The organism is Roseomonas acroporae, from assembly GCF_023223525.1.
Lineage (GTDB): Bacteria > Pseudomonadota > Alphaproteobacteria > Acetobacterales > Acetobacteraceae > Roseomonas_E > Roseomonas_E acroporae.
The window spans coordinates 1-15,218 of sequence record NZ_JALPRX010000061.1 but is presented as its reverse complement, the minus strand read 5'-3'; the positions used below and the strand labels follow the sequence as shown (position 1 = coordinate 15,218).

The window sequence follows — 15,218 nt, the reverse complement described above, 5'->3', positions numbered from 1 at the left end:
CCCCGCCCCCCCCCCCCCCCGCCGTGCTTAAGGCCGCGCCTTCCCTGCCGGACGCGGAGGCATCGCGCCCGGCTATGCCCGTTTGCGCGCCCATCCCGGGCGCCGCGCAGGGCTGAGGCGAGCCACAGGGAGTACCCATGCCGCTCTACGAATGCGTGCTGATCGCGCGCAACGACATCACCCAGCAGCAGGTCGACGCCATCGCCGACCAGATCACCGCCACCCTCGCCGAGGGCGAGGGCACGGTGAGGAAGCGCGAGTACTGGGGCCTGCGCGGCCTCGCCTACCGCGTGAAGAAGAACCGCAAGGCGCACTACATGCTGCTCGGCATCGAGGCCCCGCCGGCCACGGTGCAGGAGATGGAGCGCCAGCTCGGCCTGAACGAGGACGTGCTGCGCCACCTGACCCTGCGCGTCGAGACCATCGACGAGGCCCCCTCGGCGATCCTGGCCAAGCGCGGCGACGACCGCGAGCGCGACCGCGGCTTCCGTGGCCCGCGCCCGTCCGGCCGCTTCGGCTCCGGCCGCCGCGAGCGCGGCGACGACCGCGAGGAGTTCCGCGCCCGTCCGCGCGAGGAGCTCGAGCCCGCCGGCGGTGAGGAGTGATCTGAGATGTCCGATTCGACCGAGATGACCCCGGCCGCCCGGCGCCCCGCCGTCGGTGCCCGCCGTCCCTTCTACCGCCGCCGCAAGTCCTGCCCCTTCTCCGGCCCGAACGCGCCGAAGATCGACTACAAGGACGTGCGCCTGCTCTCCCGCTTCCTCAGCGAGCGCGGCAAGATCGTGCCGTCGCGCATCACGGCGGTGAGCGGCAAGAAGCAGCGCGAGCTGGCGCTGGCGATCAAGCGCGCCCGCTTCCTGGCGCTGCTGCCCTACGTCATCAACGACTGAGGGCGTCGCCGGGACCCGGGGGGCCCGTCCCTCCGGCCCGGCGCCAGGAGAGCGCGCTTGACGGCGATGGCCGGTGGGCAGGATCCGCGCGGGCCCGGGCAGGCCGGCCTGCTCGCCGCCGGCGCGGCGGGGCTGGTCGCGGCGGTGGCGGCGCTGGCGGGCTTCCGCGGCCTCGCGGGCGGCGGGCTGCTGTTCTGGCTCGCCCCCTTCCCGCTGCTGGTCGCGGGGCTCGGCTTCGGGCCGCCGGTGGCGCTGCTCGGGGGCGCCATCGCGGTGGCGGGGGTATGGCTGCTGGGCAGCGGCCTGGCGGCGCTGCTGATGCTGCTGGTCTTCGCCCTGCCGGCCTTCCTGCTGGTGGCGATGGGCTGGCGGCGCACGCCGGCCGGGGTGCGCTTCGACGCCGGGCCGCCGCTGGCGCTGCTCGGCATCTGGCCGGTGCTGCTGCTGCTGATCGCGGCCTGGTCCGCCGCCTCCCTGGAGACGGCGGGCGGGCTGGCCGGCGTGCTGCACGCGCTGGTGGCGCTGGGCCTCGCGCAGACCGGCCTGCCGGCCGATCCGGCGCTGGTGGCGCTGCTGCAGCAGGTGGCGCCGGCGGCGCTGGGCTTCTGGCTGGCCACCACGCTGGCCCTCGGGGCGCTGGCGGCGCGGCGCGTGCTGCGCGGCGACCTGCTGGCGCCGGGCGGTCTGGCGCCGCGGCTGGAGCCGGGCTGGCGCGCGGTGCGCCTGCCCGCCTGGTACCTGCTGCTGCCCGCGGCGGCGGCGGGGCTGTGGCTGGCGGAGGGGGAGCCGGGCCCGGTGCGGCTCTCGGCCTTCCTGCTGCTGCTGCTGCCGCTGTTCCTGCAGGGCATCGCCGGGGTGCATGCGCGGCTGCAGGGGCGGAACGGCGCCACGGCGATGCTGGTGGCCTTCTACCTGCTGCTGGTGCTGTTCAGCGCGCCCGCCATCGTCGCGGTCACCGCGCTCGGCCTGTACGACCAGTGGGCGGCACGGCGGGCGCCGACGCGCCCGGGATGACCGCGGCGTGACGTGCCCGGCGCCGGCCAGGCCCGGCGCGGATCGCCGGCGGGCGAGGACGACCGGGGCGCGAAGCCGCGCCGGGAGGAATGCACTGCGGCGGCGCGCGGTCCCGACCGGGCCGCGTGGACGCCGCAGGCCCCGGATCGACCCCCTCGGGGCCGGCCCGGCCGGGCGGAGGCGGCAGCCCCTGCCCTTTCCCGCGACGCCCCCGGGGCGCGCGGCGCAGCACGGACCGGCCCGCTGGACGGGCCGGCCCTCCAACCAATCATAAAGGGCGGCCGCAGAGCGGCCGACGGATCGAGGCTGACATGATCGAAGTCATTCTGATGCAGCGCGTCGACAAGCTCGGCCAGATGGGCGAGCGGGTGAAGGTGCGCCCGGGCTACGCGCGCAACTTCCTGCTGCCCCAGGGCAAGGCGATCCGCGCCAGCAAGTCCAACCTGGAGCGCTTCGAGCGCGAGCGCGTGCAGCTCGAGGCCCTGAACCTCAAGCGCCGCGAGGAGGCCGAGCGCATCGCCGAGCGCATGGAGGGCCTCTCGGTCGTCATCATCCGCCAGGCCGGCGAATCGGGCAGCCTGTACGGCTCCGTGGCGCCGCGCGACATCGCCGATGCGTGCAAGGGCTCGGGCCTGACCGTGGACCGCCAGCAGGTGCTGCTGGAGCAGCCGATCAAGACGCTCGGCCTGTTCAACGTCCGCGTCGCGCTGCACCCCGAGGTGTCGATCCCCGTCACCGTCAACGTCGCCCGCTCCCCCGAGGAGGCCGAGCGCCAGGCGCGCGGCGAGCGGGCGCGCGGCGAGGAGGACGAGGAGGAGGAGAGCCTGGAGGACCAGCTCGCCTCCGAGATCGGCATGGAAGCCGGCCAGGGCTGAGCCAGCCAGGGCTGAGCTGAGCGGACCGCCGGCGGGGTCCGCCCCGCCGGACGGGCGGGCCCGCGCTGGCAGCCGGCGGGACCGGCCCGCCCCCGTCTTTCCCCCGCGTTCCGCGAGAGGGGGCGTGGCAGGCCGCGCCACCGTTGTAGCATGGGCCGCCGATCGCCCCCGCGGCACCGCCCCGGGGTATCGATCCGGCACTCACGCACAGGGGAGAACCGGCAATGCGCTACGCGGCAGGACGACCGACCGGGCCGGGCATCGCGCCCGCCCCCTTTCCCGCCCCCCTTCCCGCGCGCGCCCGGGCGCGACTCGGCGCCGCGCTGCTGGCCGTGCTCTGCGCGGCGGCGCCGGTCGCGGCCCGGGCGCAGGAGGAGCGGCCCGAACGGATCGGCCAGTGCGTCACCACCCGCGTCGCCGCCGTGGGCTCGCGGCTGACGACGCCAGGGGGCGGCAACATCCCGAACTCAGGCTCCGGCATCAGCTTCACCAACGGCGTCCGCCAGGTGTCCTGCCGGAACGAGCTGATGGTGCAGCGGGCGCGCAAGGACGACCGGGCGCGGCTCTGCCTGGTGCGGATCGGCTCGGGCATCCCGCCGACGCGGACCTACAACACGACGAACCAGCGCACCGGCGATAGCTGGACCCTGTCGGACCGGGTCTCGGGCTGCATCTGATCCCCGCCCGCGCCCCGCGTGCCGCCGGGCGGCAGGCGGGGCGCGGGCGGCACGGGCCCGTGCGGGGCCCATGCGGCACCAGGACCCGGCGCCGCCCGCATCCGCGCCGCCGCGCCGGTTCGATCCCCGTTATCCACAGCAATCCACAGCCCCGGCGGGGCGCGAGACACGCTAACCTGCGGCCATGAACACGCTCTACCCGCTGGCGCCCGCTTCCGGTGGACATGGTGGCGGTCCCGGGGGAAGCCCCGGCGGCGGGCCGGCCGGCGGGTCGCCGGGCGAGGGGCTGTTCGGCCTCTCACAGCGCCTGCCCCCCTCGAACCGGGAGGCCGAGCAGGCGCTGCTCGGCGCGCTGCTGGCCAACAACCGCGCCTATGAGCGCGTCTCGGAATTCCTCGCCCCCGAGCACTTCGTCGATCCCGTCCACGGGCGCGTCTACCAGTCGATCCAGCGCCGCGTGGAGGCCGGCCAGCTCGCCGACATCGTGACGCTGCGCGCCGAGTTCGAGCATTCCGGCCTGCTCGACGAGGTGGGCGGCGCCGCCTACCTCGCGCAGCTCCTCTCGGCCATGACCGGCATCATCAACGCCGGCGAGTACGGCCGCGTCATCTTCGACGCCTATCTGCGCCGCCAGCTCATCGACCTCGGCGAGGTGGTGGTGAACCGCGCCTTCGGCGCCGAGCCGGAGCTCGACGCCAAGGGGCAGATGGAGGCGGCCGAGCAGGCGCTGTTCAACCTCGCGACCGACGGCGCCGCCGAGGGCGGGCTGATCCCGCTGGAGAAGGCGCTGGTCGCGGCGGTGGAGAACGCCGAGCGCGCCTTCTCGACGCCGGGCGGCGTCTCCGGCCTGCCCACGGGCCTGCGCGACGTCGACAAGAAGATGGGCGGGCTGCACCCCTCGGACCTGCTGATCCTCGCGGGGCGCCCGGCCATGGGCAAGACCGCGCTCGCCACCAAGATGGCCTTCGGCGCCGCCCGCGCCCTGCTGCAGGAGGCGGAGGAGAAGGGCGGCCCCGGCGCCGCGCCGAAGGGCACGGTCGCGATCTTCAGCCTGGAGATGAGCGCCGACCAGCTCGCCACCCGCCTGCTCTCGGAGGAGGCGCGGGTCTCGGGCGACCGCATCCGGCGCGGCGACATCCAGCAGCGCGACTTCGACGAGTTCATCCGCGCCAGCCGCGAGCTCTCGACCCTGCCGCTCTACATCGACGACACGCCGGCGATCACCATCTCGGCGATGCGCACGCGCTGCCGGCGCCTCAAGCGCACGCGCGGCCTCGCCATGATCGTGGTGGACTACCTCCAGCTCATGCGCCCGGCCGCGGGAAGCAAGACCGACAACCGCGTGCAGGAGCTCTCCCAGATCACCCAGGGCCTGAAGGCGCTGGCCAAGGAGCTGGCGGTGCCGGTGCTGGCGCTCTCGCAGCTCTCGCGCCAGGTCGAATCGCGCGAGGACAAGCGGCCGCAGCTCGCGGACCTGCGCGAATCGGGCTCGATCGAGCAGGACGCGGACGTGGTGATGTTCGTCTACCGCGACGAGTACTACCTCGCCGCCAAGGAGCCGAAGGACATCCACTTCGAGGGCCACGACCGGCTGGGCAAGTTCGAGGGCGCGCACCAGGACTGGGTGGCGGCGATGGAGAAGGCCCACAACAAGGCCGAGCTGCTGATCCGCAAGTCGCGCCACGGCCCGACCGGCGACATCAAGCTGTTCTTCGAGGGCGAGTTCACCCGCTTCGGCGACCTCGACATCGTCCATGGCGACCATGACGGGCGCTGAGCCGGCTGCTGCCCCGGCGCCATGGCCCCGGCGGCGTGTCCGGGGGGGAACCCGGTGGGGCAGCCGGGGAGACGCCGGGGAAAGCGGCGGCCGGGGCCGCCCCGTGCCCTCACTCCCGCAGCCGGCGGCGCAGCGCGAGATAGGCCAGGAGGCAGCCGAGCCCGAGCAGGCTGCACGCCTGCCCCAGCCCGACGAGCAGGGGCTGCGGCGGTTCGCCGTAGCGGCCCCACAGCGTCATCGGCAGCCCCGTCACCGCCAGCGCGACGCCGCCGACACGCAGCGCATGCACCCTGCCGCCGCCGAAACGCATGCGTGCCTCCCCCGCCGCCCCGCGCGACGCTACGCCCCGGCCCGGACGGCGGACAAGCGATGACCGGGGTGCTGACCGTCGACCTCGGCGCCATCGTGGCCAACTGGCGGAACCTGCGCGCCCGGCACGCCGCCATGGGCGGCGGCGGCATCGCCGGGGTGGTGAAGGCCGATGGCTACGGCCTCGGCGCGGCCGCGGTGGCGGGGGCGCTGCTGGAGGCCGGCTGCCGTCACTTCTTCGTGGCGCTGGAGGAGGAAGGCCTGGCCCTGCGCGAGGCGCTGGGCGCCGCCCCGGGGAAGAGCCCGGCGGGAGGAACGGCGGCGCCGGGCTCTCTCCCGGGGCCGCCGCCGGTCATCGCCGTGCTGAACGGCTTCGCCCCCGGCGGCGAGGCGGACCGCGCCGGGCTGGTGCCGGTGCTGAACGGGCTCGGCGAGGTGGAGGCGCACGCGGCCGCCGCGCGTGCCGCGGGCGTGGCGCGGCCCGCCTTCCTGCACGTCGACACCGGCATGGCGCGACTCGGCCTGCCGCCGGCCGAGCTGGAGGCGCTGGCGGCCGATCCCGGCCGGCTGGACGGGCTGCGGCTGCTGGCCGTGATGACCCATCTCGCCTGCGCCGACGAGCCGTCGCACCCGATGAACGCGCTGCAGGCGGGCCGCTTCGCCGCCGCCTGCGCCGCGCTGCCGGCGGCGCCGCGCAGCTTCGCCAACTCCTCGGGGCTGTTCCTCGGCCCGGCCTTCGCCTCCGATCTCGCCCGCCCGGGATGCGCCACCTACGGGATCAACCCCACCCCCGGCCATCCCAACCCGATGCGGCCCACCGTGACCCTGACCGTCCCCGTGCTGCAGGTGCGCGAGGTGCCGCCCGGCGCGACCGCCGGCTACGGCGCGGCCTGGACGGCGACGCGGCCGACCCGCATCGCCACGGTCGCCGCCGGCTACGCCGACGGCTACATGCGCGCCCTGGCGGGCCGTGCCGCAGGGCTGATTGGCACGCAGGCCGTTCCTCTGCTAGGCCGCGTGTCCATGGACCTGACCCTGTTCGACGTCACCGACCTGCCGCCGGGGCTGGCGGTGCGGCCCGGCGACCGGCTGACTCTGGTCGGCGGCCCGGCCGACGGCCCGGCGAGCCCGGACGCGCTGGCGCTGGCGGCCGGCACCATCGGCTACGAGATCCTGACCGGGCTGGGCCGGCGCCATCGCCGCGCCTACCTGCCGGCCGGCACCGACGCCGCCGATCGTCTCGCCGATTGCCTGGCGTGATCCACCCGCTCGATCCGGTCGCCACGCTGGGGCGCGGCGTGCTCGGCGCCTGCCGCACGGCCGGCGACGTCGCCCTGTTCGCCCTGGATGGCCTGTCGCACCTGGTGCGCCCGCCCTTTTACGGCCGGCTGTTCCTGCGCGCCTTCATCGACTTCGCCTACTACAGCCTGCCGGTGGTGGCGCTGACGGCGGTCTTCACCGGCATGGTGCTGGCGCTGCAATCCTACACCGGCTTCGCGCGCTTCAACGCGCAGGGCGCGGTCGCCAACCTCGTCGTCCTGTCCATGACGCGCGAGCTGGGGCCGGTGCTGGCCGGGCTGATGGTGGCGGGCAGGGTCGGCGCCGCCATCGCCGCCGAGCTGGGCACCATGCGCGTCACCGACCAGATCGACGCGCTGACCACGCTTTCCACCAACCCGATGAAGTACCTCGTCACGCCGCGCCTGCTCGCCGCCACCGTGGCGCTGCCGCTGCTGGTGCTGGTGGCCAACATCCTCGGCGTGCTGGGCGGCTACCTGATCGGCACCACCAAGCTCGGCTTCTCCTCCGGCGCCTACCTCAGCGCGACGCTCGACTTCCTGCACTGGGACGACGTGGTGTCGGGACTCGTCAAGGCGGCGGTGTTCGGCTTCGTGATCGCGCTGATGGGAACCTGGAACGGCTATTCCAGCCGCGGCGGCGCGCAGGGCGTCGGCTCGGCCACCACCTCGGCCGTGGTCTCCTCCTCCGTGCTGATCCTGGCACTCGACTACCTTCTCACCGAGCTGTTCTTCGCCCGATGAGCAATTACCGCCACGACGCGCACCCCGAGGACCGGACCGAACCCTACCTCGTCGCCCACCCGGCCGAGGCGGTGGCGGCCGCCGTGCCGAAGATCCGCCTGCGCGGCGTGGTCAAGCACTTCGGCAGCAAGCACGTGCTCGACGGCGTCGACCTCGACGTCGCGGCCGGGCATTCGACGGTGATCCTGGGCGGCTCCGGCTCCGGCAAGTCGGTGATGCTGAAATGCATGCTCGGCCTCATCGTGCCCGATGCCGGCACGATCGAGATCGACGGCCGCGACGTGCTGCGCATGAACCGGCGGGAGCGCGAGGCGGTGAACGACCGCATCGGCATGCTGTTCCAGAACGCCGCGCTGTTCGACAGCCTGCCGGTCTGGGAGAACGTCGCCTTCAAGCTCCTGGCCCAGCGCCGGATGACCCGCGCCCAGGCGCGCGAGCGCGCCGCCGAGGTGCTGACCCTGGTCGGCCTCGCCCCCTCGGTCGGCGACCTCTCGCCCTCGGAGCTGTCGGGGGGCATGCAGAAGCGCGTCGGCCTCGCCCGCGCCATCGCCGCCGAGCCCGACATCATCTTCTTCGACGAGCCGACCACCGGGCTCGACCCGATCATGGGGGCCGTGATCGACGGGCTGATCGTGGACTGCGTGAGGCGCCTCGGCGCCACCGCCGTCTCCATCACCCACGACATGGCGAGCGCGCGGCGCATCGGCGACACGGCGGCGATGCTCTACCAGGGCCGCATCGTCTGGACCGGCCCGGCCGAGTATCTCGGCCACACCGGCAACGACATCGTGGACCAGTTCGCGAACGGCGAGCGGGACGGGCCGATCCAGATGGAGCTGCGCCGGTAGTAGGACGGATCGCGCGGGAGGGATCACCGGGGGGCGGCAGGAAGCGCCCGGCGCCGGAATCCGCCCCGGGAACGGCGAGGCGAAGCGCCGCGGCGCGCCCTCCGGCCCGGACCGAATTCCGCGATTAAGGAAGCCGTATCGGATCGGGCCCTAGCCTCGGATGCCGGAAGCAGCACCAAGGCCCCCCATGTTCCCGTTCAGTCGCCGCAAGACCGAGACGGCCGCCAAGGCCGAGTGGCTCGAGATCCTTTCCCGGCACGCCGGCGTCGGCCTGTGGGATGCCGTCCTGCACGATGGCGACCCCATGCACCCCCGGTCGCGCTGGACCTGGTCGGCGGAATTCCGGCGCCTCTGCGGCTTCACCTCGGAGGCGGAGTTCCCGGATCGCGTGCAGTCCTGGTCTGACCGGCTGCACCCCGACGATTCCGCGGCCACCCTCGCCGCCTTCGGCGCCGCGCTGGCCAGCGGCACCGCCTACGACGTGACCTACCGGCTGCGGATGCGGGACGGCACCTGGCGCTGGTTCCGCGCCACCGGCGGCGTCGTGCTGGGGCCGGACCGCAAGGCGCGCCGTGCCTGCGGCTCGCTGGTGGACATCCACGAGCGGGTACAGGCGGAGGAAGCGCGCCGGGGCACCATCGACGAGGTGGCGCGGCGCTTCCGGACCGATGTCCAGGCGATGGTCGATCAGGTCGCCGGGGCCGCCGACGGGTTGCAGGAGGTCGCCACGGCGATGAGCGCGACGACCGAGGGAACGCGGCAGCGCGCCGATGCCGTGCGCGGCGCCTCCGACGAGGCGGCCGGCAACGTGCAGCAGGTGGCGGCCGCGACGGAGGAGGTGACGGCCTCGATCCGCGAGATCGGCCGGCAGGTCGTGCGTTCCACCGACATGACGCGCACCGCCACCGGGCAGGCCGACACCGCCACCGCCGTGGTGCAGGACCTCGTCACCGATGTCCGCCGGATCGGTGACGTCGTGAAGCTGATCTCCGACATCGCCGGCCAGACCAACCTGCTGGCGCTGAACGCCACGATCGAGGCGGCCCGCGCCGGCGAGGCGGGCAAGGGCTTCGCGGTGGTGGCGAGCGAGGTCAAGACCCTGGCCAGCCAGACCGCCAGGGCCACCGAGGAGATCACCGCCCGCATCACCGCGGTGCAGGGCGCCACCTCGGGCGTGGCCGAGGCGATCGACGGCGTCGCCAAGACCATCGACCACCTGAACGAGGTCGCCGCCGCGATCGCCGCCGCGGTGGAGCAGCAGGGCGCCGCGACGCAGGAGATCGCCCGCTCGATCCAACGCGCGGCGCAGGGGACGCAGGAGGTCGCGGCCCATCTCGGAGGCGTGAACGAGGCGGTCGGCGAGACCGGACAGGTCGCCGGCCGCATCGCGGGCGCCGCCCGGGCCCTGACCGGGCAGGTCGGCTCGCTGCGCCGGCAGGTGGAGGACTTCCTGGGCAGCCTGCGGGCGGCCTGAACCCGGCGGAGGCAGGGAACCCTCCCACGGGGCAGGCGCGTTCGAGCGGTGTCCGGAACCCGACGGAGGACCTGCCATGGACATGAATGCCTGCATCGAGGCCTGCCTCGACTGCCACCGCACCTGCCTCGCCACCATCGCCCACTGCCTCGGCAGGGGCGGGCATCATGCCGAGGCGGCGCATATCGGCATCATGATGGATTGCGCGCAGATCTGCGCCGTCTCGGCCGACTTCATGATCCGGCAGTCGCCGCACCACCCGCATCTCTGCGCCGAATGCGCGGAGATCTGCGGCCAGTGCGCGGCGTCGTGCGAGAACCATCCGGACGCGGATGACGCGATGCGCCGCTGCGCCGAAGCCTGCCGCCGCTGCGCGTCGCTCTGCGGGCAGATGGGGGTGAGGCCGCACTGAGCGGCGCCCTCCCGCCACCTTTCCGGGGAGGACGCCGCCTTCCCCGGAGCCCGTCCGGCCGTGGGGTCCGGCGGGAGGGGCAGGCGAGGCCCGCCCCTCGCCCGGGCCGAGGGCGGAAGCCCCTGGAGCCGTTCCGGCCTGACCGTATCAGGTCGGAACGGCTCCGGCCCTTCGGTTTCTCGCATCTTCCGGGTCGCCGGGTGAGGACACCCGGCTCGGGAATGCTCTACTCCGCCGCCGGCGTGTAGATCTGTCCGCCGCCCGCCCGGAATTCCTCGGTCTTGCCGGCCATCCCCTCCATGCGCTCGGCCTCGCGGCGCAGGTCCTGCGTGATCTGCATCGAGCAGAATTTCGGCCCGCACATCGAGCAGAAATGCGCCACCTTGTGCGCGTCCTTCGGCAGCGTCTCGTCGTGGTAGCGCTGCGCCGTGTCGGGATCGAGCGACAGGTTGAACTGGTCCTGCCAGCGGAACTCGAACCTGGCGCGGGAGAGCGCGTCGTCGCGCAGCTTCGCCGCCGGGTGTCCCTTGGCGAGATCGGCCGCGTGCGCGGCGATCTTGTAGGTGATCACGCCGGTCTTGACGTCGTCGCGGTCCGGCAGGCCGAGATGCTCCTTGGGCGTGACGTAGCAGAGCATGGCGCAGCCGAACCAGCCGATCATGGCGGCGCCGATGCCGGAGGTGATGTGGTCGTAGCCCGGCGCGATGTCGGTGGTGAGCGGGCCGAGCGTGTAGAAGGGCGCCTCGCCGCACTCGCGCAGCTGCCTGTCCATGTTCTCCTTGATCTTGTGCATCGGCACGTGGCCGGGGCCCTCGATCATCACCTGGCAGCCCTTGTCCCAGGCGATCTTCGTCAGCTCGCCCAGCGTCTCCAGCTCGGCGAACTGCGCCGCGTCGTTGGCGTCGGCGATGGAACCGGGCCGCAGCCCGTCGCCGAGCGAGAACGACACGTCGTACTTGCGCATCAGGTCGCAGATCTCGTCGAAGCGCTCGTAGAGGAAGCTCTCGCGGTGGTGCGAGAGGCACCAGCGCGCCATGATCGAGCCGCCGCGGCTGACGATGCCCGTCACCCGCCGCGCCGTCAGCGGCACGTGGCGCAGCCGCACCCCGGCATGGATGGTGAAGTAGTCCACCCCCTGCTCGGCCTGCTCGACCAGCGTGTCCCTGAACACGTCCCAGTCGAGCTTCGCCGGGTCGCCGCCCACCTTCTCCAGCGCCTGGTAGATCGGCACCGTCCCGATCGGCACGGGCGAATTGCGCAGGATCCAGTCGCGGATGTTGTGGATGTTGCGGCCGGTGGAGAGGTCCATCACCGTGTCCGCCCCCCAGCGGATGGCCCAGACCAGCTTCTCCACCTCGTCGGCGGCCGAGGAGGTGACGGCAGAATTGCCGATGTTGGCGTTGATCTTCACCAGGAAGTTGCGGCCGATGATGGTCGGCTCCAGCTCCGGGTGGTTGATGTTGGCCGGGATGATGGCGCGGCCGCGCGCGATCTCGTCGCGCACGAATTCCGGCGTGATGAAGGCCGGCAGCGCCGCGCCGAAGCGCTCGCCATCGGCATGGCGCGCCTCGGCGCCCTCCGGCATCGCCGCGCGGCCGAGATTCTCGCGGTGCGCGACGTAGACCATCTCCTCGGTGACGATGCCGGCGCGGGCGAACTCGTACTGCGTGACCGGCTGCCCCGCGCGCCCGACCAGCAGGTCGCGCTTCGCCGGGCAGGGCGCGACCAGCATCTCGGGCGCCGCGTGGCCGTTGTCGGCCGCCGTGACGGCGCGCCGCTCGGCCGCCGCGAAGCCGCGACGCGCGATCCACTCGCCGCGCACGGAGGGCAGGCCGGCCTCCAGGTCGATGCGCACCGCCTCGTCCGTGTAGGGGCCGGAGGTGTCGTAGGCGCGGAAGGGCGGCTCGTTGGCGCTCGGGTGCAGCGCGATCTCGCGGAACGGCACCCGGATGCCGGGGTGGCCTTCCGGGCTCGAATGGATCCTGCGCGAGCCCGCGATCGGCCCCGTGGTGACGCTGCCCGGCACGACGGGGTGCTTCGGCGCGATATGGTTCATCGGATTCTCCGTGGACGATGCCGACAGGAGATCCGGTACATGTGCGTGGGGTGTCGGAGCGTCCGTCCCTTCGCCGGCATGACCCGGATCAGGTTCGAAGGGTCTCCGCGCCGCGAACGGGGCCGGGCCCCGCCGCGCATCGGTGTCTCAGCCCCTTGCCGGGGCTCCCCTCGGAACGGCGGAAGGCTGGAGGACGCGGCGGCATGCGTCAACCGCCGCCCGCGGACACGACCCGGCAAGGAAGCCGTCATGCCGGCGTGGTGCCCCCCGCGAGCACCGTTCGACGCGACGTGATCGGGCGGGCGCCCGGCATCGGAACGGCGCCTGCTGACGCCGGGCCGCGGCCCTGCCATCCTGCCGCACGCGACCTGTCACCGGCCACGAGAAGCACCGGAACCGCGCCCATGCCGCGCCGCCCTGCCATGCCGTGCCGCCGGTCCGCGCTGAGGCTCGCCCTCGCCGCCCTGCTCGCCGCGCCGGCACGGCCCGGCGTGGCGCAGGAATACCCCGCCCAGCCGCTCCGCCTCGTCATCCCCTTCGCCCCGGGCGGTACCAACGACATCGTCGGCCGGCTGGTGACGGAGGGCATGGGCGTGCGCCTCGGCCAGCCCTTCGTGGTCGAGAACCGAGGCGGCGCCGGCGGCCTGATGGGGGCGGAGGTGGTGTCGCGCGCGGCACCGGACGGCTACACGCTGCTGCTCGGCGGCAGCGGCAGCCTGACCATCAATTCGCTGATGAACAGCCGCTCGCCCTTCGACGCCGCCACCGCCTTCGCGCCGATCGGTCTGATCGGCGCCGGCGACAACGTCATCGTGGTCTGGCCCGGCCTGCCGGCGCGCTCGCTGCGCGAATTGCAGGCGCTGGCGCGGCGCTCGGCGGTGCCGCTCAGCTACGGCTCCCCCGGCGTCGGCTCCACCGGCCACGTCGCCGGCGCGATGGTGGCCGAGGCGTTGGGCGTGCCGATGACCCACGTGCCGTATCGCGGCACCGGGCCGGCGATGAACGACCTGCTGGCCGGGCGCATCCAGGTCTTCACCAACGCGCTGGCGCCGCTGCAGCCGGCCATCGAGGCCGGCACGCTCCGCGCGCTCGCCATCGCCGGGCCGCGGCGCAACCCTGCCCTGCCCACCCTGCCGACCACGGCCGAGGCCGGCTTCCCGCAGATCGAGGCGGCCACCTGGTTCGGCCTGTTCGCCCCGGCCGGCACCGCGCCGGACCGCGTGGCCCGGCTGCACGCGGCGCTGAACGCCACCCTGGCCGAGCCGGCGACGGCCCGCCGGCTGCGCGAGGGCGGGCTGGACGTCACCCCGAGCGCCAGCCCCGCCGACTTCGCCGAATTCTACGCCGCCGACCGGGCCCGCTGGGCCGGCGTCGTGGCGCGGGCGAGCCTGCGGTCCCCGTGACGCAGCCGGGCCCGTCGGGACGCGCCGCACGACGCGCGGAGAGCCACCGGACCACCTTGACGGCGCCGCGGCACCCCCGCATGCCAGGCGGGCCATGTCCCTCACCCTGGTCCTCGGCGGCGCCCGCTCCGGCAAGTCCCGCCATGCGGAGGCGCTGCTCACCCGGCATCCCGCCCCCTGGGCCTACCTCGCCACCGCCCAGGCCTTCGACGACGAGATGCGCGCGCGCATCGCCGAGCACCGGGCCCGCCGCGACGCGCGCTGGCGGACCGCCGAGGCGCCGCTCGACCTGCCCGGGGCGCTCGAAGCCGCCGGCCCCTGCCCCGCGCTGGTGGACTGCCTGACGCTCTGGCTCACCAACCTGATGCTGGGCGGGCACGACATCGAGGCCGCCACCGACGCGCTGGAAGCCGCCCTCGCCGCCCGCGGCACGCCCACCGTGCTGGTCGCCAACGAGGTCGGCCTCGGCATCGTGCCCGACAACGCCCTGGCCCGCGCCTTCCGCGACGCCGCCGGGCGGCTGAACCAGCGCCTCGGCGCGCGGGCCGACCACGTGGTGTTCGTCGCGGCCGGGCTGCCGCTGGTGCTGAAGGGTTCCCCATGACGGACGATGCCGAGGCCGCCCGCCACCGCGAGAAGATGGCGAGGCGCAAGGCGGTGCAGGACGCCGAGGTGGCCGGCAAGACCATCGAGAAGGGCCTGCTGCTGGTCCACACCGGGCCGGGCAAGGGCAAGTCCACCGCCGCCTTCGGCCTGGCGCTGCGCATGCTGGGGCACGGGCGGCCGGTCGCCGTGGTGCAGTTCATCAAGGGCGCCTGGTCCACCGGCGAGCGCGCCGTGCTGGAGCGCCTCGGCGCCGGCCTCGTCGAGTGGCACAGCATGGGCGAGGGCTTCACCTGGGAGACGCAGGACCGCGACCGCGACATCGCCGCCGCGCGCCGCGCCTGGGGCAAGGCGACGGAACTGCTCCACCGCCCCGGCCTCGGCCTGCTGGTGCTGGACGAGCTGTGCATCGCGCTGCGCTACGACTACCTGCCGGCGGAGGAAGTGGTCGCGGCGCTGGCGGCGCGCGACCCGGCGCTGCACGTCGTCGTCACCGGCCGCAACGCCCCGCCCGCGCTGGTGGAGGCGGCCGACCTCGTGACCGAGATGCGGCCGGTGAAGCACCACTTCGCGGCGGGGGTGAAGGCGCAGCCGGGGATCGAGTTCTGATGCGGGGGAAAGACGGGAAGAGGTGGGCGCCGATCCCACCGCCTGGGGAAGGCTCCGCCTTCCCCAGACCCCATCCGCCAGGAACCTCAGGTTCCTGGACCTCCGCCGGCGTCGGGCCTCGCCGGTCGAACCGCGCGGGAATCAAGAACAATCGGGGTTTCCAAAGGGGCTTCGCCCTTTGGTGGGGTCCAGGGGCAAAGCCCCTGGCGGGGTCCGGGGCGGAGCCCCG

Annotated in this window: 16 protein-coding genes and 1 riboswitch; of the genes, 14 read left to right on the top strand and 2 right to left on the bottom strand. The window is 74.1% G+C overall.

Annotation, left to right across the window (positions count from 1 at the left end):
* Positions 1-137 precede the first annotated feature (137 nt).
* The 6 genes from rpsF (at position 138) to M0638_RS14280 (ending at position 5,233) form a co-directional block, all read left to right on the top strand.
* Complete coding sequence (gene rpsF / locus M0638_RS14305) at positions 138-605, top strand: 30S ribosomal protein S6 (protein WP_248667680.1); 468 nt, start codon at positions 138-140, stop codon at positions 603-605.
* 6 nt (positions 606-611) lie between these two features.
* Positions 612-890: a 30S ribosomal protein S18 gene (rpsR, locus tag M0638_RS14300; protein ID WP_248667679.1), complete on the top strand. Its 279-nt coding sequence runs from the start codon at positions 612-614 to the stop codon at positions 888-890.
* A gap of 57 nt (positions 891-947) precedes the next feature.
* The gene (locus tag M0638_RS14295) at positions 948-1,904 is read left to right on the top strand and encodes a hypothetical protein (protein WP_248667678.1); all 957 of its coding nucleotides are present in this window, start codon (positions 948-950) and stop codon (positions 1,902-1,904) included.
* Positions 1,905-2,215: 311 nt separating this feature from the next.
* Complete coding sequence (gene rplI / locus M0638_RS14290) at positions 2,216-2,779, top strand: 50S ribosomal protein L9 (protein ID WP_248667677.1); 564 nt, start codon at positions 2,216-2,218, stop codon at positions 2,777-2,779.
* 224 nt (positions 2,780-3,003) lie between these two features.
* Complete coding sequence (locus tag M0638_RS14285; RefSeq protein ID WP_248667676.1) at positions 3,004-3,456, top strand: hypothetical protein; 453 nt, start codon at positions 3,004-3,006, stop codon at positions 3,454-3,456.
* 184 nt (positions 3,457-3,640) lie between these two features.
* Complete coding sequence (locus M0638_RS14280) at positions 3,641-5,233, top strand: replicative DNA helicase (protein WP_248667675.1); 1,593 nt, start codon at positions 3,641-3,643, stop codon at positions 5,231-5,233.
* 109 nt (positions 5,234-5,342) lie between these two features.
* On the opposite strand, the gene M0638_RS14275 is transcribed toward M0638_RS14280, so the two are convergent.
* Entirely contained in the window at positions 5,343-5,543 is a 201-nt protein-coding gene (locus M0638_RS14275) for a hypothetical protein (protein ID WP_248667674.1), read from the bottom strand.
* 59 nt (positions 5,544-5,602) lie between these two features.
* Between M0638_RS14275 and M0638_RS14270 the strand changes: the two genes are divergently transcribed.
* The 5 genes from M0638_RS14270 to M0638_RS14245 all read left to right on the top strand — a co-directional run bounded on the left by M0638_RS14270 (position 5,603) and on the right by M0638_RS14245 (position 10,318).
* Complete coding sequence (locus tag M0638_RS14270) at positions 5,603-6,802, top strand: alanine racemase (protein ID WP_248667673.1); 1,200 nt, start codon at positions 5,603-5,605, stop codon at positions 6,800-6,802.
* On the top strand, positions 6,799-7,584 hold the full coding sequence (locus tag M0638_RS14265; protein ID WP_248667672.1) for an MlaE family ABC transporter permease: 786 nt from the start codon (positions 6,799-6,801) through the stop codon (positions 7,582-7,584). The genes M0638_RS14270 and M0638_RS14265 overlap by 4 nt, the downstream gene beginning before the upstream one ends.
* Before the next feature lie 71 nt (positions 7,585-7,655).
* A complete protein-coding gene (locus M0638_RS14260; RefSeq protein ID WP_248667681.1) occupies positions 7,656-8,432 on the top strand; it encodes an ABC transporter ATP-binding protein in 777 nt (258 codons plus the stop codon).
* Between the two features lie 187 nt (positions 8,433-8,619).
* On the top strand, positions 8,620-9,906 hold the full coding sequence (locus M0638_RS28840) for a methyl-accepting chemotaxis protein (protein WP_282572015.1): 1,287 nt from the start codon (positions 8,620-8,622) through the stop codon (positions 9,904-9,906).
* A gap of 76 nt (positions 9,907-9,982) precedes the next feature.
* The gene (locus M0638_RS14245) at positions 9,983-10,318 is read left to right on the top strand and encodes a four-helix bundle copper-binding protein (protein WP_248667671.1); all 336 of its coding nucleotides are present in this window, start codon (positions 9,983-9,985) and stop codon (positions 10,316-10,318) included.
* A 226-nt stretch (positions 10,319-10,544) separates the two neighbouring features.
* Here M0638_RS14245 and thiC read toward each other — a convergent pair whose 3' ends face one another.
* Complete coding sequence (gene thiC / locus M0638_RS14240; RefSeq protein WP_248667670.1) at positions 10,545-12,374, bottom strand: phosphomethylpyrimidine synthase ThiC; 1,830 nt, start codon at positions 12,372-12,374, stop codon at positions 10,545-10,547.
* A gap of 48 nt (positions 12,375-12,422) precedes the next feature.
* Positions 12,423-12,555, bottom strand: a riboswitch (TPP riboswitch).
* A gap of 223 nt (positions 12,556-12,778) precedes the next feature.
* On the opposite strand from thiC, the gene M0638_RS14235 reads away from it, so the two are divergent.
* From M0638_RS14235 to cobO, 3 genes are all read left to right on the top strand, one after another.
* Entirely contained in the window at positions 12,779-13,777 is a 999-nt protein-coding gene (locus M0638_RS14235) for a Bug family tripartite tricarboxylate transporter substrate binding protein (RefSeq protein ID WP_248667669.1), read from the top strand.
* Between the two features lie 94 nt (positions 13,778-13,871).
* Positions 13,872-14,381, top strand: coding sequence for a bifunctional adenosylcobinamide kinase/adenosylcobinamide-phosphate guanylyltransferase (gene cobU, locus M0638_RS14230; RefSeq protein ID WP_248667668.1), 510 nt, complete (start codon positions 13,872-13,874; stop codon positions 14,379-14,381).
* Positions 14,378-14,989, top strand: a complete 612-nt coding sequence (gene cobO, locus M0638_RS14225; protein ID WP_248667667.1) for a cob(I)yrinic acid a,c-diamide adenosyltransferase — start codon at positions 14,378-14,380, stop codon at positions 14,987-14,989. Before cobU ends, cobO begins: the two co-directional genes overlap by 4 nt.
* Positions 14,990-15,218: the final 229 nt, after the last annotated feature.